General features: G+C 68.5%; 24 protein-coding genes. 11 read left to right on the top strand and 13 right to left on the bottom strand.

The window, feature by feature from the left end:
• From ACM1PE_RS07925 to ACM1PE_RS07910, 4 genes are read left to right on the top strand one after another with little or no spacing between them, the layout of a single operon-like run.
• The gene (locus ACM1PE_RS07925) at window positions 1-981 is read left to right on the top strand and encodes a branched-chain amino acid ABC transporter permease (protein WP_419342926.1); all 981 of its coding nucleotides are present in this window, start codon (window positions 1-3) and stop codon (window positions 979-981) included.
• Complete coding sequence (locus tag ACM1PE_RS07920; protein WP_419342925.1) at window positions 981-1,718, top strand: ABC transporter ATP-binding protein; 738 nt, start codon at window positions 981-983, stop codon at window positions 1,716-1,718. The genes ACM1PE_RS07925 and ACM1PE_RS07920 overlap by 1 nt, the downstream gene beginning before the upstream one ends.
• Window positions 1,711-2,445: an ABC transporter ATP-binding protein gene (locus ACM1PE_RS07915; RefSeq protein ID WP_059379352.1), complete on the top strand. Its 735-nt coding sequence runs from the start codon at window positions 1,711-1,713 to the stop codon at window positions 2,443-2,445. The genes ACM1PE_RS07920 and ACM1PE_RS07915 overlap by 8 nt, the downstream gene beginning before the upstream one ends.
• Entirely contained in the window at window positions 2,445-2,942 is a 498-nt protein-coding gene (locus ACM1PE_RS07910) for an ureidoglycolate lyase (protein ID WP_419342923.1), read from the top strand. The genes ACM1PE_RS07915 and ACM1PE_RS07910 overlap by 1 nt, the downstream gene beginning before the upstream one ends.
• Before the next feature lies 1 nt (window position 2,943).
• On the opposite strand, the gene ACM1PE_RS07905 is transcribed toward ACM1PE_RS07910, so the two are convergent.
• The 3 genes from ACM1PE_RS07905 to ACM1PE_RS07895 form a co-directional block, all read right to left on the bottom strand.
• Entirely contained in the window at window positions 2,944-3,573 is a 630-nt protein-coding gene (locus tag ACM1PE_RS07905) for a class I SAM-dependent DNA methyltransferase (protein WP_419342921.1), read from the bottom strand.
• Between the two features lie 166 nt (window positions 3,574-3,739).
• Window positions 3,740-5,596, bottom strand: a complete 1,857-nt coding sequence (locus ACM1PE_RS07900) for a phosphoenolpyruvate carboxykinase (GTP) (protein ID WP_059379349.1) — start codon at window positions 5,594-5,596, stop codon at window positions 3,740-3,742.
• Between the two features lie 145 nt (window positions 5,597-5,741).
• The gene (locus tag ACM1PE_RS07895; protein WP_419342918.1) at window positions 5,742-7,364 is read right to left on the bottom strand and encodes an acyl-CoA synthetase; all 1,623 of its coding nucleotides are present in this window, start codon (window positions 7,362-7,364) and stop codon (window positions 5,742-5,744) included.
• A gap of 124 nt (window positions 7,365-7,488) precedes the next feature.
• Here ACM1PE_RS07895 and ACM1PE_RS07890 point away from each other — a divergent pair, with 124 nt between their 5' ends.
• The gene (locus ACM1PE_RS07890) at window positions 7,489-8,214 is read left to right on the top strand and encodes a TetR/AcrR family transcriptional regulator (RefSeq protein ID WP_059379347.1); all 726 of its coding nucleotides are present in this window, start codon (window positions 7,489-7,491) and stop codon (window positions 8,212-8,214) included.
• Here the strand turns inward: ACM1PE_RS07890 and ACM1PE_RS07885 are convergent.
• Window positions 8,178-9,089, bottom strand: a complete 912-nt coding sequence (locus ACM1PE_RS07885) for an SDR family oxidoreductase (protein WP_059379346.1) — start codon at window positions 9,087-9,089, stop codon at window positions 8,178-8,180. The two genes, ACM1PE_RS07890 and ACM1PE_RS07885, sit on opposite strands and share 37 nt — an antisense overlap.
• Window positions 9,090-9,226: 137 nt before the next feature.
• Here ACM1PE_RS07885 and ACM1PE_RS07880 point away from each other — a divergent pair, with 137 nt between their 5' ends.
• The 4 genes from ACM1PE_RS07880 (at window position 9,227) to ACM1PE_RS07865 (ending at window position 12,739) form a co-directional block, all read left to right on the top strand.
• Window positions 9,227-10,021, top strand: a complete 795-nt coding sequence (locus ACM1PE_RS07880; protein ID WP_419342916.1) for an enoyl-CoA hydratase/isomerase family protein — start codon at window positions 9,227-9,229, stop codon at window positions 10,019-10,021.
• A 70-nt stretch (window positions 10,022-10,091) separates the two neighbouring features.
• On the top strand, window positions 10,092-11,357 hold the full coding sequence (locus ACM1PE_RS07875) for a Zn-dependent hydrolase (protein WP_419342914.1): 1,266 nt from the start codon (window positions 10,092-10,094) through the stop codon (window positions 11,355-11,357).
• A gap of 111 nt (window positions 11,358-11,468) precedes the next feature.
• Window positions 11,469-11,804 (top strand): thioredoxin family protein, encoded by a 336-nt coding sequence (locus ACM1PE_RS07870; RefSeq protein WP_042793046.1) that lies wholly within the window; start codon window positions 11,469-11,471, stop codon window positions 11,802-11,804.
• Window positions 11,801-12,739, top strand: coding sequence for a DMT family transporter (locus ACM1PE_RS07865; protein WP_118933765.1), 939 nt, complete (start codon window positions 11,801-11,803; stop codon window positions 12,737-12,739). Before ACM1PE_RS07870 ends, ACM1PE_RS07865 begins: the two co-directional genes overlap by 4 nt.
• An 11-nt stretch (window positions 12,740-12,750) precedes the next feature.
• Here the strand turns inward: ACM1PE_RS07865 and ACM1PE_RS07860 are convergent, their stop codons facing one another.
• Together ACM1PE_RS07860 and ACM1PE_RS07855 are read right to left on the bottom strand one after the other, a co-directional pair.
• Window positions 12,751-13,650 carry a DMT family transporter gene (locus tag ACM1PE_RS07860; RefSeq protein ID WP_059380251.1) on the bottom strand — a complete coding sequence of 300 codons (900 nt, stop codon included), beginning with the start codon at window positions 13,648-13,650 and terminating at the stop codon, window positions 12,751-12,753.
• The gene (locus ACM1PE_RS07855; RefSeq protein ID WP_059380252.1) at window positions 13,641-14,369 is read right to left on the bottom strand and encodes a GNAT family N-acetyltransferase; all 729 of its coding nucleotides are present in this window, start codon (window positions 14,367-14,369) and stop codon (window positions 13,641-13,643) included. Before ACM1PE_RS07855 ends, ACM1PE_RS07860 begins: the two co-directional genes overlap by 10 nt.
• Before the next feature lie 123 nt (window positions 14,370-14,492).
• Here ACM1PE_RS07855 and ACM1PE_RS07850 point away from each other — a divergent pair, with 123 nt between their 5' ends.
• Window positions 14,493-15,971, top strand: coding sequence for a PLP-dependent aminotransferase family protein (locus tag ACM1PE_RS07850; protein ID WP_419342910.1), 1,479 nt, complete (start codon window positions 14,493-14,495; stop codon window positions 15,969-15,971).
• Here ACM1PE_RS07850 and ACM1PE_RS07845 read toward each other — a convergent pair.
• From ACM1PE_RS07845 to ACM1PE_RS07825, 5 genes are read right to left on the bottom strand one after another with little or no spacing between them, the layout of a single operon-like run.
• Entirely contained in the window at window positions 15,946-16,437 is a 492-nt protein-coding gene (locus tag ACM1PE_RS07845; protein ID WP_118933762.1) for a MaoC family dehydratase, read from the bottom strand. The two genes, ACM1PE_RS07850 and ACM1PE_RS07845, sit on opposite strands and share 26 nt — an antisense overlap.
• 7 nt (window positions 16,438-16,444) lie before the next feature.
• Complete coding sequence (bktB, locus tag ACM1PE_RS07840; protein ID WP_419342908.1) at window positions 16,445-17,629, bottom strand: beta-ketothiolase BktB; 1,185 nt, start codon at window positions 17,627-17,629, stop codon at window positions 16,445-16,447.
• Window positions 17,608-18,510, bottom strand: coding sequence for an SDR family NAD(P)-dependent oxidoreductase (locus ACM1PE_RS07835; protein ID WP_280015679.1), 903 nt, complete (start codon window positions 18,508-18,510; stop codon window positions 17,608-17,610). The genes bktB and ACM1PE_RS07835 overlap by 22 nt, the downstream gene beginning before the upstream one ends.
• Window positions 18,511-18,533: 23 nt before the next feature.
• The gene (locus ACM1PE_RS07830; protein WP_251880755.1) at window positions 18,534-19,790 is read right to left on the bottom strand and encodes a CaiB/BaiF CoA transferase family protein; all 1,257 of its coding nucleotides are present in this window, start codon (window positions 19,788-19,790) and stop codon (window positions 18,534-18,536) included.
• Window positions 19,791-19,804: 14 nt separating this feature from the next.
• A complete protein-coding gene (locus ACM1PE_RS07825) occupies window positions 19,805-20,782 on the bottom strand; it encodes a Bug family tripartite tricarboxylate transporter substrate binding protein (RefSeq protein ID WP_118933758.1) in 978 nt (325 codons plus the stop codon).
• 97 nt (window positions 20,783-20,879) lie between these two features.
• Between ACM1PE_RS07825 and ACM1PE_RS07820 the strand changes: the two genes are divergently transcribed.
• Window positions 20,880-21,842 (top strand): LysR family transcriptional regulator, encoded by a 963-nt coding sequence (locus ACM1PE_RS07820; RefSeq protein ID WP_419342907.1) that lies wholly within the window; start codon window positions 20,880-20,882, stop codon window positions 21,840-21,842.
• Here ACM1PE_RS07820 and ACM1PE_RS07815 read toward each other — a convergent pair.
• Window positions 21,813-22,109: a hypothetical protein gene (locus ACM1PE_RS07815; protein WP_059380259.1), complete on the bottom strand. Its 297-nt coding sequence runs from the start codon at window positions 22,107-22,109 to the stop codon at window positions 21,813-21,815. The genes ACM1PE_RS07820 and ACM1PE_RS07815 overlap by 30 nt on opposite strands.
• Window positions 22,109-22,741 (bottom strand): LysE family translocator, encoded by a 633-nt coding sequence (locus tag ACM1PE_RS07810; RefSeq protein WP_059380273.1) that lies wholly within the window; start codon window positions 22,739-22,741, stop codon window positions 22,109-22,111. Before ACM1PE_RS07810 ends, ACM1PE_RS07815 begins: the two co-directional genes overlap by 1 nt.
• Between the last annotated feature and the right edge of the window lie 38 nt (window positions 22,742-22,779).

Here is a 22,779-nt window from a genome sequence, read left to right as displayed (position 1 = left end):
ATGGATCCGCTGACCCATCCCAATCTGCTGCGCAACAAGCTGACCCAGGAAATGCGGCTGTCGCTGGCGTTCCTGGCCGTGCTGGCGCTGCTGCCGCTGGGCGTGTCCTCGCCGTACTGGCTGGGCGTGCTGATCGTCAGCATGTACTTCGCCATGCTGGCCTGCGGCTGGAACCTGCTGGCGGGCTATGCCGGCCAGTTCTCGCTGGCGCCGGCCGCCTTCGCCATGCTGGGCGGCTACACCACTGGTCTCCTGGCCTATCACTGGCAGGTGCCGCTGTGGCTGGGCCTGCCGCTGTCCGCGGTGGTGCCCGGACTGGTCGGCTTGGTGCTGGGCCGCATCGTGCTGCGTCTGTCCGGGCCCTACCTGGCGCTGACCACGCTGTCCTTCGCCGAGATCGTGCGCCTGGTGATCTACAACTCCATCGACTTCACGCGGGGCGACCAGGGTCTGCACGTGCCGGCGCTGCTGGAGAGCCGCGTGGGCAACTATTACCTGTTCCTGGCCGCGCTGGCGGCGGTGACGCTGCTGATCTTCGTGCTGCTGCGGGCGCGCCCGGGGCGCTTCCTGCAGGCCATCCGCGACGACGAGATCGGCGCGGCCAGCCGCGGCATCGACGTGGTGCGCTACAAGACGCTGGCGTTCCTGGCCAGCTGCGCCATCTGCGGCTTCGCCGGCGGCCTGTACGGCACCTTCGCGCAGCTGGTCAGCCCGGAACTCGGCATCGTGACGCAGACCGGCATGGTGATTGCCATGGTGGTGATCGGCGGCATGGGCACGCTGGTCGGGCCGCTCCTGGGCGCGGTGCTGGTGTACGTCGCGTCGGAACTGCTGCGCGACGCGGGCAACATCCAGATGATCGTATTCGCGCTGCTGGTCATCATCTTCGCGCGCTTCTTCCGCGAAGGGCTGTGGGGCCTGGCGCGCCGCGCCTTCCTGCGCCGATCCAGCGACGCCCGCGCCAGCGCCAGGGGGGCCTGATGCCACTGCTGCAGATATCCGGAATACAAAAACGCTTCGGCGGCCTGCTGGCCGTGAACGCCGCGGGCATGGACGTCGCCGACGGCGAGCTCCTGGGACTGATCGGCCCCAACGGCTCCGGCAAGACCACCCTGCTCAACGTGCTGTCCGGCCACCTGGCGGCGGACGCGGGACAGGTGCTGCTGGACGGCCGCAGCGTGATGGGCCTGAATCCCACGCGGCTGACGCGGCTGGGCGTGCTGCGCATGTTCCAGATGACCCGCGTCTTCAACCGGGTCAGCGCCTATGACAACCTGATCGTGTGCGGGCTGGCCATGGGCCTGGACGAAACGGCCGCAAGCCGCCGCGCGCTGGATCTGCTGGACGAGCTCAAGCTGGCCCACGTCATGCACCTGGACGCCGGACAGTTATCGGGCGGACAGAAGAAGCTGTTGGAGTTCGGCGCCTGCTTCATGGCGCAGCCGCGCATCGCGCTGCTGGACGAGCCCTTCGCCGCGGTGCATCCAGTCATGAAGGAAACCATGTCGGAATTCATCCGCCGCCGCAACCAGAGCGGCCAGACCTTCATCCTGGTCAGCCACGACATGCCGGTGGTGGTGGACTTGTGCCCGCGCTCGGTGTGCATGAACGCCGGCCGCGTGCTGGCCGACGGCCCCACGCAGCAGGTGCTGCGCGAACCCGCGGTGATCGAAGCCTATCTGGGCGAACCGGGACAAGAGGAGCAGGACCATGCCTGACACGCTGCTCGCCATGGAAGGCGTGACCGCGGGCTACATGGGCGACATCGACGTGCTGCGCAACGTCTCGCTCACGGTGCAGGCCGGCCGCATCAGCGGCCTGATCGGCCTGAACGGCGCGGGCAAGTCCACGCTGATGAAAGCCATCTGCGGCTTCCTGCGGCCCAAGTCCGGCCGCGTCACGCGCGCCGGGCGCGACATCTCGGGCCAGCCGCCGCACCGCATGATCGACGACGGCCTCTGGTACATCCCGCAGGAGTCGAGCCTGTTCCCCTACCTGACGGTGGAAGAGAACCTGCGCCTGCCGCTGGAAGGCCGGCGCAAGCGCTACGGCGACGTGCTGGAGCCGCGCTTCAAGGAAACGCTGGAGCGCTTTCCGGTGCTGAAGGAAAAGCTCAAGGACCAGGCCGGCAACCTGTCCGGCGGCCAGCAGAAATCGCTGGAATTCGCCAAGGCCTACATGGTGCAGCCGCAGGTCTGCCTGATCGACGAGCCCAGCATCGGCCTGGCGCCGCGCGTCGCGGCCGAAGTCTTCCAATGGATCCGCGCCTTCGCCGACGCCGGCATGGGCATCCTGCTGGTGGACCACAACGTGCGCCGGGTGGTGGCCATGTCCAACCACATCTACGTGCTGAGCCTGGGCGAGATCACCGCCTCGGGTTCGCCGGAGGACTTCGCCGGCGACCTGCACGAGCAGGTGCGCGAATGGCTGGGGATCAATTTCTGATGGCTGCCCGCACCCTGATCGCCCAGCCCCTGACACCCGAGACCTTCGCTCCCTATGGCGAGGTCGTCAGCAGCGCCGGCCGCGCCGGCCGTTCCATCAACGCCGGCACCTCGCTGCGGGTGGAAATGGGCGAACCCGATCTGCTGGACGCGGAAGGCCGGCCTTCGCTATCGGTTTTCCGTGCGCAGGCGATCGCCCTGCCCTTTGCCGCGCGCATGCTGGAACGCCACAGGCTGGGCAGCCAGACCTTCCTGCCGCTGGCAGGCACGCCTTATGTGGTGCTGGTGGCACTGGGCGCGGAGGCGCCGGACCTGGCCACGCTGCGCGCCTTCATGGCGGGCGTGGGCGTGGGCATCACGCTGCGCAGGGATGTCTGGCACCACCCGCTGATGGCGCTGACGGACGGCGAATTCGCCGTGCTGGAGCGCGCAGGCCCCACGGTGGATTGCGAAGTGATCGATCTGCCGGATGCGCCCTGGACCATCCAGGCCGCCTGAACTACGCCGTACGCCGCCAGACGCTGGCCAGCCAGGGCTGTTGCTCGCGCGGCAGGCCCTGCGGCCGGTAGTAGTGTTCCAGCGCCTCGAAGCCGGCCGCCGTCAGCAGCGCGCTCCAGCCTTCCAGGTCATGGTAGGCGCCGTAGCGCCCGCGGTTCCAGCCTTCCTGGTTGCCGCCGCGCGGGTTGGAGCTGAACAGCACGCCGCGCGGCTTGAGCGCGCCATGCAAGGCGCGCAGCACCTGCGGCAGTTCCTGGCCAGGCACGTGGAACAAGGCGGCGTTGGCAAAGATGCCGTCGAAGCGCTCTGGCGGCAACGCCAGGCGCAGGAAGTCCTGCTGCCAGACCTCGCAGCCAGTGGCCTGCCGCGCCATCTCGACGAAGCGCGGCGTCCCGTCCAGACCGACCGGCCGGTGGCCCAGGGCCGCGAACGTTTTCAGGTCGCGGCCCGGCCCGCAGCCGAAATCCAGGATGTCGTAGGGAGGATCGCCTTCGATGTGGCGCAGAAGCGCCGCAATGTTCTGGCTGACGTCATGGTCGCGCGTGCCGGCCTCGAACGATTCCGCGTTCTCTTGGTAGTGCGCGACGGTCAGGGAGCTGATCTTGGCGAGGTCTTCGGCGTCGAGTTTCATGGGGTGATTGTGCCGCAAAAAACCGCATGCGGCCGTCGCCGGAGGCCGGCTCCGTCCGGCTGTCTGGCAACCGGGCGGATCCGTCTCAACCTGCGCAAGCTTCCCATGGAGTGTCAGACGCCGGCAGTGCGCCAGCGTCGGACACCCTCTCGACGCCCTGCCGGCCTCAGGCCGCCAGGCGGCCTTCGATGCTGGCCTTGGTGGCCGGCAGGTCTGCGGGCAGGCCCTGCTTGAGCTGGGCGAAGAGTTCCTGGTGCAATGCCAGTTCGTCGCGCCAGGCGGCGGCGTCGACCGACATGACCTGTTCGAACTTGTCCGGGCTGAACTCCAGGCCGGTCCAGTCGATGTCCTGGTAGCTCGGCGAAATGCCGAACACCTGGTCCACGCCCTTGGACTGGCCGTCGATGCGGCCCAGCATCCAGCGCAGCACGCGCATGTTGTCGCCGAACCCCGGCCAGACGAACTTGCCGTCCGGACCCTTGCGGAACCAGTTGACGCAGTAGATGCGCGGCAAGGTGGCGCCGGCGGCTTCCAGCTGCTTGCCCAGCTTCAGCCAGTGGCTGAAGTAGTCGCTCATGTTGTAGCCGCAGAACGGCAGCATGGCGAAGGGATCGCGGCGCACCACGCCCTGCTGGCCGGCAGCGGCGGCGGTGGTTTCCGAGCCCATGGTGGCGGCCATGTAGACGCCTTCGACCCAGTTGCGGGCTTCGGTGACCAGCGGCACGGTGGTGGAGCGGCGGCCGCCGAAGATGAAGGCGTCGATGACCACGCCTTCGGGGTTTTCCCATTCGGGGTCGATGGACGGGCATTGCGCGGCCGGCGCGGTGAAGCGCGCGTTCGGGTGCGCGGCCTTGCGGCCGGTTTCGCGCGCGATGGCGGGCGTCCAGTCCTGGCCCTGCCAGTCGATCAGGTGCGCCGGCGGTTCGTCCGTCATGCCTTCCCACCAGACGTCGCCGTCATCGGTGAGCGCCACGTTGGTAAAGATGACGTTGGCCTTGAGCGTGGCCATGGCGTTGAAGTTGGTCTGCTCGCTGGTGCCCGGGGCCACGCCGAAGTAGCCGGCTTCCGGGTTGATGGCGTGCAGGCGGCCGTCCTTGCCGGGCTTGATCCAGGCGATGTCGTCGCCGATGGTGGTGACCTTCCAGCCGTCCATGCCTTGCGGCGGGATCAGCATGGCGAAGTTGGTCTTGCCGCAGGCCGACGGGAACGCGGCTGCCACGTGATACTTGCGGCCCTTGGGCGAGGTCACGCCCAGGATCAGCATGTGTTCGGCCAGCCAGCCCTGGTCGCGGCCCATGGTGGAGGCGATGCGCAGCGCGAAGCACTTCTTGCCCAGCAGCGCGTTGCCGCCGTAGCCCGAGCCGAAGCTCCAGATTTCGCGGGTCTTGGGGAAATGGACGATGTACTTGGTCGGGTTGCACGGCCAGGCCACGTCGGCCTCGCCTGCGGCCAGCGGCTTGCCCACCGAATGGACACAGGGCACGAAGTCGCCATCGGCGCCCAGCACGTCATAGACCTGCTTGCCCATGCGCGTCATGATGCGCATGTTCACGGCCACGTAGGGGCTGTCGGACAATTCCACGCCGATGTGGGCGATGTCCGAACCCAGCGGACCCATCGAGAACGGCACGACATACAGCGTACGGCCGCGCATGGCGCCGTCGAACAGGCCGTTGAGCGTCTCGCGCATGGCGGCGGGCTCGGCCCAGTTGTTGGTCGGGCCGGCGTCCTCGGCGCGATCGGAGCAAATGAAGGTGCGGTCCTCCACGCGGGCGACGTCGGAAGGATCCGAGCACGCCAGGAAGGAATTAGGCCGCTTGGCGGGGTTCAGCCTGCGCATCGTGCCCGCCTGGACCATCTGTTCGCACAGCCGGTCATATTCTTCCTGGGAACCGTCGCACCAGACGACCTGGTCCGGCTTGGCCAGCGCCACAAAGCTGGCGACCCAGTCGATCAGGCCGCGGTGCTTCACATAGGCAGGCACGTTCAAGGCTGCCAATCCCCCATCCAAAGGCTTATTCATCGGGGTTTATCTCCATACTAGTAAGGCGAATGGTGATACGGCCCCAATTGGCATGGGGCCGTATCAATTTGCGCCATCATACTTGCAGCGGCTGGTTGCCCGTCAACCCATCCTCTTGGACGACATTGTCACCGGTTGAGACGGGTCAGACGTAGCGGCCGTCGCGCAGCTCGCGGCGGATGATCTTGCCGGTGGCGGTCGTCGGCAAACTGGTTACAAAGCGGACCGCGCGCGGATACTCGTGGGCCGCCAGGCGCTTGCGCACGTGGGCCTGCAGCTCCTGCACCAGCGCGTCGCTGCCTTCGTAGCCTGCGTTCAGCACCACATAGGCCATCACGATCTCGGTGCGCTGGGCGTCCGGCACACCCACCACCGCGGCCATGCGCACGGCCGGATGGCCGATCAGGCAGTCCTCGATGGGTCCCGGGCCGATGCGGTAGCCGGCGCTGGTAATGACGTCGTCGTTGCGGCCGACGAAGCGGATGAAACCCTGCGCATCGCGCACGCCCTGGTCGCCGGTCAGCAGGTAGTCGCCCGCGAATTTTTCGGCGGTGGCCTCGGGGTTGTTCCAATAGCCCAGGAACATGACGGGGTCCGGCCGCAATACGCCGATATTCCCCTCCTGTCCATCCGCCACTTCGACACCACGGTCATCCACAATAGCAACCCGGTGGCCCGGCGCCGCGCGGCCGATGGCGCCAATGCAGGGGTCGAACAGGGACGAGCAGGACGACACCAGCATGTTGCATTCGGTCTGGCCGTAGAACTCGTTGATGGTCACGCCCAGCACGCGCCGGCCCCAGTCTATGAGTTCGGCCCCCAGCGACTCGCCGCCGCTGGCCACCGAGCGCAGCGCCAGCGCGCCGGCGCCGGCCGGCAGCTCGGCGCCGCGCATCATCTTGAGTGCGGTGGGCGGCAGGAAGGTGTGAGTCACGCCATGGCGCGCCATCAGCTCGAAGGCGCTGGCGCCGTCGAACTTCTCGAAGCGGCGCGCCAGCACCGGCACGCCGTGGTGCCAGGACGGCAACAGCACGTCCAGCAGGCCGCCGATCCAGGCCCAGTCGGCCGGCGTCCACATCAGCGCGGCATTCTCCGGGAAGAATTCGTGCGACATCTCCACGCCCGGCAGATGGCCCAGCAGCACCCGGTGCGCGTGCAGCGCGCCCTTGGGCTTGCCGGTGGTGCCCGACGTATAGATGATGACGGCCGGGTCGTCGGCCGCCGTCGCCACCGGCGTGTAGTCGTCGGATTCGGCGGCCAGCGCAGCGTGGAAAGGCACGGCGTCGTCCGGGCAGTCTGGGTCGATGCAATAGACCACCTTCAGGTCGGGCAGCCCGGCGCGGATCTCGCGCAGCTTGCGGCAGCCTTCCGCATCGGTCACCAATGCGGCCGCGCCGCTGTTGGCCAGGCGGTACTGGATCGCGTCCACGCCGAACAGCGTGAACAACGGCACCGCCACCGCGCCCATCTTGTAGACCGCGATATGGGTCACCGCCGTTTCGGGCGCCTGCGGCAGGTAGACGGCGACGCGGTCGCCGCGCTTGACGCCGTGGCGCTCCAGGCTGTGCGCCAGGCGGTTGGACTGGGTCCTGATCTGATCGAAGGTGTAGCGCGATTGCGCGCCGTCGCTCTGCTCGTAGATCAGCGCCAGCCGGCCGCTGCCGTCGGCCCACTTGTCGCAGGCGTCGACGCCGATGTTGTAGGCCGCCGGCACCTGCCATTGGAACTGGGACGCGAGCTGCGCGTAGGAATCGGCTCTGGACAGCATGGTTTGTCTCTGATGTTGTTGTCGAACGCGCCGGCGCCCGGCGCCAGCGATGTAACGTCTTGCCTCAAACTTGACCCTGGCTCAATAATAAGCCCCCGCCCCTCCCCAGCCCACTCCCCGCCGCATGGAAAAAGCCGCCACCGTCCCGATGCGCCGCCCGCCAGCCAGCGCCAAATCCGAACAGCGCATCCGCGACATCCTGCGCGTCGCCCGCCAGGTCTTTTCCGAAGCCGGCTTCCAGGCGGCCACCACCACCGAAATCGCGCAGCGCCTGGGCGTGTCCGAAGCCACCGTGTTCACTTACTTCGGCGGCAAGCGCGAACTGTGCGTGCGGGTGATCAGCGACTGGTACGACGAGATCATCGCCAAGGTCGAGGACAGCCTGCCCCACGTGCACGGCGCGCGGGCCCGGCTGCATTACCTGGTGCATGCGCACCTGCGCCATCTGCTGGCCGAAGGCACCGGGCTGTGCGCCTTCATCCTGTCCGAAGGGCGCGCGCGCAACGACGATTTCGGCGAGGTCTACGCGGAACTGCAACGCCGCTACACCGCGCCGCTGATGGGCATCCTGGCCCAGGGCCAGGCCGACGGCGATATCCGCCGCGACATGCCGCTGCGGCTCTTGCGCTCGGCCGTCTACGGGCCGATGGAGCACGTGCTGTGGGACGCCATCCTGCGCGGCGCGCGGGTGAACGTGGCCGCCACCGCCGACCAGCTGGTCGGCTTTCTGTGGCAGGCGCTGCAACCGCCCGCGCAGGACGCGCTGGCGCTCGCGCAATTCCGCGGCGAAGTACGGGACGCCCTGCATCGGCTTCAATCGTCGGAAAACAAGGACGGCGGCTCGTACTGAGGAAAGCCGTTGTAGGCCTCGCCCCGCTCGGCGGGCGCCAGGGTCCATGAATGGCGGGCGTTGGGCACGCCGCCATCCACCCGGATGACGCTGCCGTTGATGAAGGCGGCGGCCGGCGACAGCAGGAACACCACCGCCGCCGCCAGCTCGGCCTCGGTGCCGAAGCGCTGCAGCGGCACCTTGGTGCGCAATTCGCGCAGCACGGCGCGGTAGTCCTCGTCGTAGCTGTCCATGCCGCTGGAAGCGATCCAGCCCGGCGCCACCGCGTTGACGCGCACGCCCGCATGGCCCCATTCGCAGGCCGCGGTTTCGGTCAGGTTCCAGACGCCGGCGCGGGCCGCGCCCGAATGCCCCATGCCCGGCATGCCGCCCCAGATGTCGGCCAGCATGTTGACAATGGCGCCGCCATGCTGGCGCATGTGCTGGGTATAGACCTCGCGCGACATCAGGAAGGTGCCGTGCAGATTGTTCTGCACCACCGCGTTCCAGCCGTTGTAGCTGATGCGGTCCAGCGGCGCGGGGAACTGGCCGCCCGCGCAATTGAACAAGCCGTCGATGGCGCCATGCCGCGCCAGCGCATCGGAAACCGCGCCGCGCACGCCGGCCTCGTCGCGGATGTCGCAGGCGTGCACGCTGATGCGGCTGGCGGCCTCCGGATAGATGCGGGAGATTTCGTCCTGCGCCGCCTGCAGCTTGTCCAGCTTGCGCCCCACCAGCGCCAGGCCTGCGCCCAGCGACGCCAGCTCGTGCGCGGTGCAGCGGCCCAGGCCGCTGCCGCCCCCGGTCACGACGATGGTCTTGCCTTGATACAGGCCCGGCCGGAATACCGACGCGTAGCGCTGGCCGGCGGCCGCGCCGCCTGCGTTCTGGCTCATGTCTCGCTCCATTATTTTTTTTGAGGATAACTCAATATTTGTTCCGATTCGATGGCCGGAACAGAAATTTCAACCTAGAATCGATCGTTAGTCCCGTTGCTTTGTTGAGCTTGAATCAAGAAAACTGGAGACCAGGAATGACCACGCCCGCCCCGCTGGACGTCGCCCACGACGGCCCCATCGCCCGCCTGACGCTGAACCGCCCCGACATGCGCAACGCGTTCGACGACACGCTGATCGCCGCCCTGACCGGCGCCGTGCAGGCTGCGGTGGACGATCCCGCCGTGCGCGTGCTGCTGCTGACCGGCGCCGGCAAGGCCTTCTGCGCCGGCGGCGACCTGAACTGGATGCGCAAAATGGCCACGCTGACCGACGCCGAGAACCGCGCCGACGCCGCCAAGCTGGCCCGCATGCTGCACGCGATCTGGTCCTGCCCCAAGCCCGTGGTGGCCTGCGTCAACGGCGACGCCTATGCCGGCGGCATGGGCCTGGTGTCGGCCTGCGACGTCGCCATCGCCGCGGACAGCGCGCATTTCTGCCTGTCGGAAACCCGGCTGGGGCTGCTGCCCGCCACCATCAGCCCCTACGTGCTGCGCGCCATGGGCGAGCGCGCGGCCAACCGGTACTTCCTGACCGCCGAGCGCTTTGACGCCGCGACCGCGTTCCGGCTGGGATTGGTGCACGATATCGCGCCCCTGGCCGAGCTGGCGCAGCGCGCCGAGGCGCTGTGCCACGCCCTGTGCGACAACGGCCCCGGCGCGGTGCAGGCCAGCAAGCGGCTGGTGCGCGATTTCGCCGGCCAGGAGATCGACGCCGCCCTCATCGCCGACACGGTGGAGCGCATCGCGGCCGTGCGCAGCACGGCCGAAGCCCGCGAAGGGGTCAGCGCCTTCCTGGAAAAGCGCGAGCCCGCCTGGCGCGCAAAGCGCTGAACGCTGCGCCGCGCCGCCAGGGCCTTGCGGCACGCATGCCATAATTCCTGGCGTATTTTCAGGAAGTCTCATGCCACACGCTTTTCCTCCCCTGAACGCCGAGCGCCTCTGGGCCCGCGTCGAAACCCTTTCCCGCTACACCCTGCCCGAGGTTCCCTGGACCCGCCGCGCGTTCTCGCCGCTGTTCGACGAAGCCCGCGCCTGGCTGCGCAGCGAATTCGAGGCCGCGGGCCTCACGACCCGCCTGGACGCGGGCGGCAACCTGATAGGCACGCTGGCCGGGCGCGACCCGGCGCGCAAGCCCATCGCCACCGGCTCGCACTGCGACACCGTGATGGCCGGGGGCCGTTTCGACGGCATCATCGGCGTGCTGGCCGGCATCGAAGTCGCCCACACCCTGCGCGAACAGGGCGTGCAGCTGGAACACCCGTTCGAGGTCATCGACTTCCTGTCCGAGGAGCCCAGCGACTACGGCATTTCCTGTGTCGGCAGCCGCGCGCTCTGCGGTCAGTTGACGCCCGACATGCTGGCGGCCCGCAACCCCGAGGGCGAAACGCTGGCGGCCGGCATCGCCCGCATCGGCGGCGACCCGTCGGCGCTGGGCGCGCCGCTGCGCGCTGCCGATGGCACCGCGGCGTTCGTGGAACTGCATATCGAACAAGGTCCGGTGCTGGAAAGCCGCGGCCTGCCCATCGGCGTGGTCACCAACATCGTCGGCATCCGCCGCGTGCTGATCACGGTGGAAGGCCAGCCCGACCATGCCGGCACCACGCCCATGGACATCCGCCGCGACGCCCTGGTGGGCGCGGCCCGCATCATCGATGCCGCCCACCGCCAGGCCAGCGCGGCCAGCGGCAATCCGCATTACGTGGTCGCCACCGTGGGCCGCCTGTCCATGACGCCCAACGCCGCCAACGCGGTGCCGGGCCGCGTCGAACTGACGCTGGAAATGCGCAGCGACAGCGACGCCGTGCTGGACGCCTTCCCCGAGACCCTGATGGCCGGCGTGGCCACGGACCTGACCGCGCTGCGCCTGTCCGCAAGCTTCACGCAGCTGAGCCGCGCGCGCCCCACCGACTGCACGCCGCTGGTGATGGACGCGGTGCAGGCCGCCGCCGACCAGCTGGGCTACGCCTCCATGCGCCTGCCCAGCGGCGCGGGCCACGACGCGGTCTACATGGCGCCCACCGGCCCCATCGGCATGATCTTCATCCCTTGCCTGAACGGCCGCAGCCACTGTCCGGAAGAATGGATCGAACCCGCGCAGCTGCTGGACGGCACCCGCGTGCTGTACCAGTCGGTGCTGGAACTGGACCGCAAGCTGCGCGCCGCCTGAGGCCGGGGCGTCCCTGCCAGGTCCGCGGGTATCTCCCGCCCACGGGCGGGGCGCTGCCATAATGGGCGCCTCGCGCCGCGACCGGCGCCCCTCTCCCGCCTTGCCCGCCCCATGGAACAGATAGAACTCAACGACAGCACCGCCGACCGCTACCTGCTGGACGCGCCCGGGCTGTCCCTGCTGGTCTTCCACAGCCGCACCTGCGGCACCTGCCGCATCGCCCGCGAACAACTGCCGCAGCTGGAGCTGCCCGTGGAACGCGTGTGCTGGGTCGATGCCGGCGACAACCGCGGCCTGGTCGAACGCTACGAAGTCTTCCACCTGCCCGCCATGTTCGTGACCCGCGACGGCGCCTTCTTCGGCCCGGTGCAATCGACGCTGGCGGAATGGGACCTGCGCCAGCAGATCGGGCTGGCCCTGGACAGCTACCCCGCCGAACTGCCGTGAGCGCCGCCAAGCCCCTGCGCCAGCCGCTGGACGGACTGGCGACCGGCGCCATGCTGCTCTTGTGCGTCTGCTGGGGCTTCCAGCAGATCGCCATCAAGCTGGTGGCCGCGGACGTGTCGCCCATCATGCAGATCGGACTGCGCTCGACGTTCGCGGCGCTGGTCCTGGCCGTGGCAGTGTGGCGGCGCGAAGGCCTGCGCGCCGTCATGGACGGCACGGCGCTGCCCGGCCTGATCGTGGGCCTGCTGTTCGCCGGGGAATTCCTGTTCGTCGCGCAAGGCCTGGTCTACACCACCGCCTCGCACATGTCTGTGTTCCTCTACACCGCGCCCATCTTCGCCGCGCTGGGGCTGCACTGGCTGCTGCCCGAAGAACGCCTGAAGCCGCTGCAATGGGTCGGCGTGGCCATCGCCTTCTGCGGCATCGCCGTGGCCTTCCTGGGCAAGGGTCAGCCCGCGGGCTCCGACGCCGCTCCCAACATGCTGCTGGGCGATGCGATGGGCCTGCTGGCCGGCCTGTTCTGGGGCGCCACCACCGTGGCGATCCGCAAGACCTCGCTGTCCGAAGCCGCGCCCGCCAAGACGCTGTTCTACCAGATGGCGGTCGCGGCCATTACCCTGCTGGCATACGCCGCGGCCACCGGCAACGCCGGTTTTCGTTATACGCAGGCGGCGGTGTTAAGCGTCGCCTTCCAGTCCGTGGTGGTGGCCCTGTCCAGCTATCTGGCCTGGTTCTGGCTGCTGCGCCGCTACCTGGCTTCGCGCCTGTCCGTCCTGTCGTTCATGACGCCGCTGTTCGGCGTGAGCTTCGGCGTGCTCATCCTGGACGAACCGCTGGACGCCGGCTTTGTGTTGGGCGCCCTGCTGGTGCTGGCCGGCATCACCCTGGTGAGTGGCGCCGAACTGCTGCGCGAGAAGCTGCGGCGCGCACGCTGAACCGCCCGCGCCTATGGCCTGGATCGCGGCGCGGGCGCCGCGCCCAGGTTCAGCACGATCAGCGCGGCGCCGCCCAGCACCAGGGCGAACCCCCACCAGTCCAAAGCCGCGGGCCGGTCGCCCACCAGCGCCATCGCGCCCAGCACTCCCACCACCGGCACCATCAATGTGGTCAGCGCGGCCACCGTGGCGCTGACGCGCTCGCTCAGCACGAACCAGAGCCAGTACGCGACGGCGGTGCCCAGGATGATGTGAAACGACAATGCCGCCACCACGCGGCCGTTCCAGCCCTGCGTGGGAAACGATTCGCCCGCGATCAGCATGCCGCCCAGCGCGCAGGCCGCACCCACCGCCAACTGCCACGCCGTGACGACGATGCGGTCGCCGGCCACCGGCCAGCCCTTCAGGTAGACCGTGCCGGCAGCCCAGCCGAAAGCCGCCACCAGCGGAAACACCAGGCCCTTGGCCGCGGCCGCGTCGTGTTCGCCGAAGACCGCGCGCAGCACCGGCCAGGCCAGGATGGACACTCCCGCCGCGCCCAGCAGCAGCGCCAGCGCCCGGCGCCGGTCCAGGCGTTCGCCCAGTACCGCCCAGGCCAGCAGGGCCGACATCATGGGCATGGTGAAGGTCAGCACCGCCGCGCGCGAGGTGCTGGTGCTGAGCTGCGCCCAAGCCACCAGCAGGTTGAAGGCCGCGACGGCAAGCAAGCCGCCCACGATGATGCCGCGCCACGACTCGCGCGGCGGCAGCAAGCTGACCCGCTTGGCGCGCGCCAGCAGCAACAGCAATACCGCGCCGCTGCCCAGGCCGAGCAGGCGCAGCGTGAACGGCGGGAAGATCGACAGGATGATCTTCACCGCCGGCCAGTTCAGGCCCCAGAACAGGGCCAGCGCAATCGGGATCAGGCGCACGCGGCGCGCGCCTCGGCCGTCAGCTCGGACAGGCCCTGGCGCTGGCGCCCTTGCGCGTCGAAGTTGTCCGGGCTCAGCCAGCGTTCATAAGCGGCGCGCAGCGCGGGCCAATCGCCGTCGACCATCGCGAACCAGGCCGTGTCGCGGCTGCGGCCCTTGTACACCGTGGCCTGGCGGAAGATGCCCTCGAACTGGAATCCGAGGCGGGCGGCGGCCGCGCGCGACGGCGCGTTCAGGCTGTCGCACTTCCATTCGTAGCGGCGATAGCCCAGCTCATCGAAGGCGCGGCGCATCAGCAGGAACTGGGCCTCGGTGGCGATGCGGGTGCGCTTGAGCTGGCGCGAGAACGACACGAAGCCGACTTCGATCGCGCCGTTGGCCGGGTCGATGCGCATCAGCGCCAGCGTGCCGATGGCGCGGCCCGTTTCCAGGTCGATGATGGCGTGGTGCAAGGGGTCGTTGCCGGCCTGCGCCTTCTCGGCGAATTGGCGGTAGGCCGCCAGGTCTGCGAACGGCCCCACCGACATATAGGTCCAGTCGCTGTCATCCGGTGCCTGGCTGAACGCGTGATACAGATCCTCGGCGTGGCGCTCGGCCGACAGCGGCTCCAGCCGGCAATAGCGGCCGACGATGGGCGTCAGGGGCGGACGCGGGCGCGTGGTCCAGCCCGTCATGTCCGGGCCGATGGGTTGCTGGTAGGCGTTGACGCGGGGTTGCATGCTACGGGGCCTCTTCAGGTTGGCGCGCCGCCCGAAGGGACGGACGCAGTACGCATGCCCTCACGATATCGGAATCGTGGCATCATAAAAAGCACCACGATCCCGAATTTTAATAGGGCCAAGATGAACACCCCCGCCCTGCTGTCCAGCCCGCTCACGCGCGGCCCCGGCGCGCTGCCGCGCCAGCGCCAGCTGATCCAGCGCCTCAAGCAGGCCATCCTGGCCGGCCAACTGCCGGCGGGCGGCAAGCTGCCTTCGTCGCGCGCCCTGTCCGAGGAACTGGCCATCTCGCGCAACACGGTGCTGATCGCCTACGAGCAACTGACGGCCGAAGGCTACGTGATCGCCGACCGCCAGGGCACGCGGGTCGCGCCCCTGTCGGCCGCCGCGGCCATCGCCGCCAAGCGCGCGACACCGCCCACGGACCAGCCCTCGCTGACGGCCAAGCGGCTGACGCGCATCGTCTCCACGCGCTACGCCCATGACGGGTCGCTGCCCATGACGCCCGGCACCCCGGCGCTGACGCAATTCCCAATAAGCGCCTGGCGCCGCGCGCAGGACCACGCGCTGCAAGCGGCGCCCGCCACCGCCCTGGGCTACGGCCATCCGGTAGGCGAACCCGCCCTGCGCGAAGCCATCGCCCAATACCTGCGCGTGTCGCGCGGCGTGCGCTGCGACGCCTCGCGCATCGTCATCACAGAAGGCGCCCAGGGCGCGCTGGCGCTGTGCGTGCAGCTGCTGACCAACCCCGGCGACACCGCCTGGCTGGAAGACCCCGGCTACCGCGGCGCCAAGTCCGCCTTCCATGGCGGCGACCTGGACGTGGTGGCCATGCGCGTCGACGCGGACGGCATCGTGATCCCCGAAAGCGCCTGGCAGGAACGTCCGCCCCGCCTCATCCAGACCACGCCGTCGCACCAGTACCCCACGGGCGCGGTGCTGTCCTTGCCGCGCCGCCTGGGCCTGATCGAACGCGCCCGCCAGGCCGGCGCCTGGATCATCGAAGACGATTACGACAGCGAATTCCGCCATCAAGGCGAACCCATCGCCGCGATGCAAGGCCTGGTCGAAGACGCGCCGGTGCTCTACGTGGGCACCTTCAGCAAGACCATGTTCCCGGCGCTGCGCCTGGGCTTCCTGGTGCTGCCCGAAGCCATCGCCGCGCAGGCAATGCCGTCCATCATCGAGATGCTGCGCGGCGGCCACCGGCTGGAACAGCTGACCATGGCGGCCTTCATGGAAAACAGCCAGTTCTCGCGCCACCTGGGCCGCATGCGGCGCCTGTACCGCGAACGCCAGGGAGCGCTGCGCGAGGCGCTGGCGGCGCATCTGGGGATCGAACACGAGGTCCTGGGCGGACATTCGGGGCTGCATCTGACGGTGCGCCTGCCTGCCGCGTATCCCGACCGGGAGATCGTGGAGCAGGCACGCAAGATCGGCATGAATCCGGGCGCGTTGTCGTCGTTTGCGGTGGCGCCGCGGGCGGAGGACAACGGCCTGGTGATCGGGTACGGCAACACCGGGGCCGAGCGGTTCGCGGGCCTGGTGCGCAGGCTCCGCGACGTGGCGCTGGGCCTCAAGGGCTCCCGTAGCGGACCATGATCAGCCAGTCGGCATGCACCGACGGCCTGGGCGTCCCCTCGGCCTGGATCGCGACCTTCCAGGCGCAGCGAGCCACGCCTGTGCCGTTCTCCACGACCTCGGCCAAGGAAAAGCTGGCGGCCACGCGCGTGCCGGAAACCACGGGTGCGGTGAAGCGGACCTTGTCGAATCCGTAGTTCAGCAACATCGCCGCGCCCGGAAAGGCGATGCAGCTGTTCTGCCAGTGCGTCAGCAGCGACAGCGCCAGAAAGCCATGCGCGATGGTGTCGCCGTAAGGGGATTCCGCCTGCGCGCGCAACCGGTCCACATGGATCCACTGCGTATCGAGCGTGACCTGCGCGAACCGGTCGATCATGCCCTGATCGATCAGCAGCGCATCGGAAACAATGGGAGGCTGCCCCACGGCGTCCAGCAAAGACTGGACCGAGCCGAACGGCTGCGGAGAGGCAACAGGATTGTGTGTCATGGCGGCTTCAGATGCGTTCGAAAATTGCGGCGATGCCCTGCCCGCCGCCTATGCACATGGTGACCAGCGCATACCGTCCGCCAATGCGCTCGAGTTCGTGCAAGGCCTTGACCGCGATAATCGCGCCCGTGGCGCCCACCGGATGCCCCAACGCGATGCCCGACCCGTTCGGATTGACCTTGGCCGGATCCAGATCCAGTTCGCGCGCCACCGCGCAGGCCTGCGCCGCGAAGGCCTCGTTGGACTCGATCACATCCATATCGGCGGCGGACAAGCCCGCTTTGGCCAGGGCGCAGCGCACGGCGGGAACCGGGCCCATGCCCATGTAGCGCGGGTCCACGCCGGCATGGGCATAGGCAAGCAGGCGGGCCATGGGACGCGCGCCAAGGGCCAGCGCCTCAGAACGTTCCATCAGCACCAGCGCGGCCGCGCCGTCATTGATGCCGGACGAGTTGCCCGCCGTGACCGTGCCATCGTCGGAAGAAAATACGGGTCTGAGGGCGGCAAGCTCCGACGGCGCGATATCGGCGCGGACGTGCTCGTCCCGCGCGAACACGACGGGCTTGCGGCCGGGTGTCGTGACGGCCACAAGCTGCGCGTCGAAGCGGCCTTCGGCCGCGGCGCGCGCGGCGCGGCGGTGGCTCTCCAGCGCCAGCGCATCCTGCGCGTCCCGCGTAATGCCGTAGCGCCTGGCGACGTTTTCCGCCGTGACGCCCATGTGGATGCGGTGGAACGGATCATGCAAGGCGCCCAGCAGCATATCGGTCATCGGCGCATCGCCCATGCGCGCGCCAAAGCGCAGCGCCGATGTGGCGTACGGCGCGCGCGACATGCTCTCGGCGCCGCCCGCCACCGCGACCTTGCAGTCACCAAGCAGGATGAATTGCGCCGCGGAAACGACCGCCTGCAATCCCGAACCGCACAAGCGGTTGACGTTGAATGCCGGCGTGCCGTCGGCGCAACCGGCCTCGATCGCCGCCACCCGGGACAGGTACAGGTCACGCGCTTCGGTGGTGATGACCTGGCCGAAGCAGACGTGCTCGACCTGCGCAGGCGCAAGGCCTGCGCGCGCCACGGCGGCCTTCAGCGCCTCGGCGGCCAGCGCCGTGGGCGGGACGTCCTTCAAGCTCTTGCCGAAACTGCCGATGGCCGTGCGCACGCCCGACAGGACTACAACTTCTCGGTTTCGCATGCCTGGGCCTTGGCGATCTCGTGGCGCAACTGGTCGAAACCAGTGGCGGGCACGGTTTCTTGCGCGCGGTCGGAAACCTCGTCCAGGCGGTCGATCAGTGCCTGGGCGGACAAGTCCGCGCCGTTCAGGTGGATACCGCGGGTCATGGTGATGTGGGCCTGCTCGAAACTGCCCGCGCCCGCCATCAAGATGGTCCGGGTCGGCGCGTTTTCCGTCACCAGGGCAACCAGGGCGGGACTGACCGAGCCCGGCGTCAACAAGGCCAGCGCCTGCTCGTCGAGCAGGCCTTCGGTCATGGCCGTGGCAGCCGTCGGCGCCAGGCAATTCACGCGCACGCCGTAGCGTTCCCCTTCAAGGGCCAGGGTCTGCATCAAGCCGACCAGCGCCATCTTCGCCGCGCCGTAATTGGCCTGGCCGAAGTTGCCGTAAAGCCCGGAGGACGACGTGGTCATGACGATGCGGCCGTAGTTCTGTTCACGCATGGCGTTCCACACCGCCTGGGTGCAGTGCACCGCGCCCATCAGATGGACCTCCATCACGAGCCGGAAGTCCTCCAGGCTCATCTTGGCGAACGTCTTGTCGCGCAGGATGCCTGCATTGTTGACCAGGATGTCGACGCGCCCCCATCTTGCGATGGCCGCCTGCACCATCGCCTCGACCTGCTGCGGCTGGGTCACGTCGGCGCCATGCGCCATGGCATCCCCGCCTGCCGCGCGGATCGCGTCCACCACGGCCTGGGCCGGCGCGTCCGGCTGGTCCGCGCCCATGTCGTTGACCAGCACCTGGGCGCCGTGCTGCGCAAGCTCCAGCGCATGCGAGCGGCCCAATCCACGCCCGGCTCCGGTCACGATGGCGACGCGGCCTTGCAAAAGTTGAGTCATAGAGTCTCCGGATGAATGGTTGTTCAGGGGATCAGGGGAAGCGCGGTGTCGGCCTGGGTCCGCAGGACGCCGGCGCGCTCGAGCTCGGCAATCGCGGCGTCGTCCAGGCCCACTCGCCTGAGCACCTCGCGCGTACCCTCGCCCAGCGCGGGAGCACCTGCCTTGGTCGGACCGCCGTCCTGCTCGAAGGCAAAGCCTAGCCCATGCGTGCGCAGTTCGCGTCCACCCTGGTGAAAACGATGATCAGGCAGGCTCACGCAGCCGGTGACGTCCGCCTCGTCGAGGAACTCCTCGAGCTTTCTCACCTTGGCCGCGGGCACGCCGGCCTGGCTGAGCAGGTCCTCGAGCTGCGCGGCGCTGCGGGTCGAAAACGCGGCTCTCAACTGTTGCACCACGTACTCGCGGTCGTTCGGCACCACGAATCCGTTGGGCAGGTTGAAGGCTTCCAGATCCAGCGCCCTGGCGTCGCCGCATAGTGCTTCCACCCCAATGGCGGCGGTGAGCTTGCGGAATTGTTCCGGCGTGTTCGCGGCCACCGCCAGCCAGCCGTCGGCGCAGCGGTAGGTGTCGGCGGCGGGACTGCCGGTGTAGCCCCGATTGCCGACCCTGCGCGTCGGCGTGCCGTCGCTCAGGTAGGCGCAGGTATTGGTGTACATCAGCGCCAGCGAGGCCTGGACCATGGACGCGTCGATGTACTGGCCAGCGCCTTCGCGCAACCTGCGGTGCAGCGCCGACACGATGGACAGCGCGCCCAGCATGCCCACCGCCACGTCGATCACCGGGAAACCCACTTTCAGCGGCGGCGCGTCGTCACCCTCGCCCGACATCATCATCATGCCGGTCATCGCCTGGACCACATGGTCGTAAGCGCCGCGCTGCGACCAGGCCCCTTGCTGGCCGAAGCCCGAGATGGAGCAGTACACGATGTCGGGCTTGACCGCCTTGATCGAGGCGTAATCCAGCCCGTAACGCGCCACCACGCCGGGCCTGAAGTTTTCGATGAACACATCGGCCGAGGCGGCCAGCGAGCGCAGCAAGTCCGCCCCCTGCCGGGTCCGGATGTCCAGCGCCAGCGATTGCTTGCCGGCGTTGATGGCCGCGAAGCCGGTGGGCGTGTCGGTGTCGACGCCGTTCTTCATCGAACGCAGGACTTCGCCCGCCAGCGGCGGTTCGACCTTGATGACTTCGGCGCCCAGCTGCGCCAGATAGAAGGAAGCGAGAGGACCGGCGATCACGTGCGACAGGTCGAGCACGCGTACGCCTTCGAGAGGCTTGGCCATAAGTTTCCTGCGGATCAGCCGGCGGTGATGCCGGTCAGTTTGATGATTTCGGCCCATTTGCGGGCTTCGGCGCGCACGAACGACGCGGCGGCTTGCGGGCTGTCGCTATGCATCACGCTGACGCCGGCCGCCTCGAAATTGCTCTTCACGCCCGGATCCTTGAGCGAAGCCGTGGTCGCGCCATAGAGCTTGTCGACCACCTCGGCGCTCGATTTGCGCGGCAGCCAGAAGGCGAACCAGAATTCCTGGACCGCCAGATCGCTGCCCAGGATCTCCCGCAGCGTGGGCACGCCGGCAAGCTCCGCCATGGGTTCGCGGCTGGTCACGGCCAGCGCGCGCAGCCGGCCGCCCTGCACCTGCGGAACGGCGGTCCCGGCAATAGCGAAGGCGAAATCCGTGTCGCCGCGCAGCAGAGAGGTCGGGATCTCCACCGACCCCTTGAAGGGAACGTGCGTGGCTTCGGCGCCCAGCAGCGTGACGAAGGTCGCGCCGCCCAGATGCGCGGCCGAGCCGATGCCGCCCGAGGCGTAGTTCATCTTGCCCGGTTGCGCCTTCAGGGCGGCGATCAGATCTTGCGCCGTGCGGTAGGGCGACTTGGCAGACACGACCAGCACGCTGGGCGAGGCGCCGATTACCGTCACCGGCAGAAAGTCCTGCTCGGGATCGAACATCAGGCTGGGCTGCAGGGCTTTCTGGATCAGGTGCGAGTTGGATCCCAGCAGCACGGTGTAGCCGTCGGGCGCGGCCTGGGCCACGTATTGGGCGGCCAGCACGCCGCCCGCGCCCACCTTGTTCTCCACCACGATCGGCTGACCCATGCTGGCGCTGAGCACCGGGCCGAATTGGCGCACCATGATGTCGGGCCCGCCGCCTGCGGCATAGGGAACGACGACGCGCACGGCCCGCGACGGATAGCTCTCTGCGGCGTTCGCCATGGCACGGAACATCATGCCCGCGCCTAGGGCGCCCAGGCAAAAAGTACGGCGTTGCATGTTGTCTCCTTGTTATGCGGGCAGGATAGGCGATCGCAGTTAATCGAAAAATTGATATATTTTGATATAGCGATAACTTTCAGTTCTATACCTACCCATGACCGGCGCCATCGAACCCGACCATCTGGTATCCAAGCTGCGCTTCCGCCATCTGCGCATGCTGCAGGTAGTGCAGGGAACGGGCAGCCTGCGGGCCGCGAGCCAGGCGCTCAATCTGACGCAACCCGCGCTCAGCAAGGCGCTGACGGAAGTCGAAAGCGCGTTCGGCTTTGCCTTGTTCCTGCGCACCGCGCGCGGCCTGAAACCGACCGCGCAAGGAGAGGTGGTGCTGCGCGGCGCCGCGCTGTTGCTTGAAGAGCTGGGACATCTGCGCGCCGACGCCCAGACCGCCGATCGCTATGCAGCGAAGATCCGCATCGGCGCGCCTCCCTTCCTCGCGCAGACCTACCTGCGCGGCGTGGTCGAGAAGCTGGTGAACCATGCCAGGCCGATGCGCGTGCAATTGCTGGAGGAGCGCGTGCCCGCCCTGCTCCACGCGCTGGAGCTGGGCGAAATCGACGCGCTGATTTCCACTTTCCCGCTGCAGATGCTGGAATCCGGGGCGGCCGCGTTTCAGTACGTCAAATTGTTTGAAGTGCAGTTCGCGGTGATCGCGGCGGCCAGCCATCCGCTGGTCCGCGCACGGCGCGTGGACTGGACTCGCCTGGCGCGGGAACGCTGGATCATGCCGGCCGAAGGATCCATGGGCCGCAAGCTGATAGAAGACTGCTTCATCCATGCCGGTCTGCCCGCGCCGCTGCCCGTGGTGGAATCAACCAGCCCCACCACCGGCGTGCAGTTCGTCGCCAGCGGCCTGGGCATCGGCATCGTGCCGGACATGGCCCTCATTCGCCACGATGTCGCGCTTGCAGGCGCGGTCAGGCAGATACGCGTGTTTCCGGAACCGCCTTCCAGCGTGGTGGCCTTGATAACCCGGAAGGGACCGGCCAACCCCCGCATCGCCCTCTTGCGGGAAGCGCTGGGAGAGGCGCTAGGCGCCCAGTCCGCCCAGCAGCAGTAGCGCCACGACCAGCCAGAACAGGAAGCCGATGATGGAACGGCGCAGCAGCGCCTTGACCGCGGCCCACAGGCACATCAGCCCCAGCACCAGCAGGATGAAATTGAAGATCGAAGGGCTCATGCCCATTGCGCCGGCCAGCCCCGAGTAGAAATCGCCGAAGGCATGGCCCAGGCCGCCCAGCAGCCACTTCAAGCCCGCGACGACGCTGCGCAGCGCCTCGCCCAGCATGCCGCCCAGGGAAGCGAAGAAACCGTCTTCGGCCTGCATCAGCGGCGATTGTCCATCAGCATGCGCACCGCCAGCCCGGCCAGCACCGTGCCCATCAGCCAGCGCTGCACCACCATCCACAAGGGACGGCCCGCCAGGAACCCGGCGATGGAACCGGCCATGATGGCGATCAGCGCATTGACCGTCAGGCTGATGGCCACCTGCGTCATGCCCAGCGCCAGCGACTGCGTGAACACGCTGCCGCGCTCGGGCTGGATGAACTGCGGCAGCAACGACACATACATGATCGCGATCTTGGGGTTGAGCAGGTTGGTCACCAGCCCCATCGTGAACAGCGTGCGCGGGCTGCTCTTGGGCAGTTCGCGCACCTGGAACGGCGAACGCCCGCCCGGGCGCAGGGCCTGCCAGGCCATGTACAGCAGGTACAGCGCGCCGCCGATGCGCAGCGCGTCATAGGCGTAAGGCACCGCCATCAGCAGCGCCGTGATGCCGAAGGCCGCGCAGAGCACGTAGAAGACAAAGCCGACCGCCACGCCCCCCAGCGAAATCAGACCCGCCTGCGCGCCCTGCGAGATGGAACGGGAGACCAGGTAGATCATGTTGGGCCCGGGCGTGAGCACCATGCCCAGGGCAACCAGGGCGAACGTCATCAGATGGGTAAGGTCGGGCATGATGGGCCGGCGCGAGGCCGTGCGGAAAGTGGAAACGT

Source organism: Achromobacter sp. PD1 (genome assembly GCF_048541815.1).
Lineage (GTDB): Bacteria > Pseudomonadota > Gammaproteobacteria > Burkholderiales > Burkholderiaceae_B > Achromobacter > Achromobacter bronchisepticus_A.
Note: the sequence above shows the minus strand (reverse complement) of the source record. Positions and strands in the feature narration are given on the sequence as shown.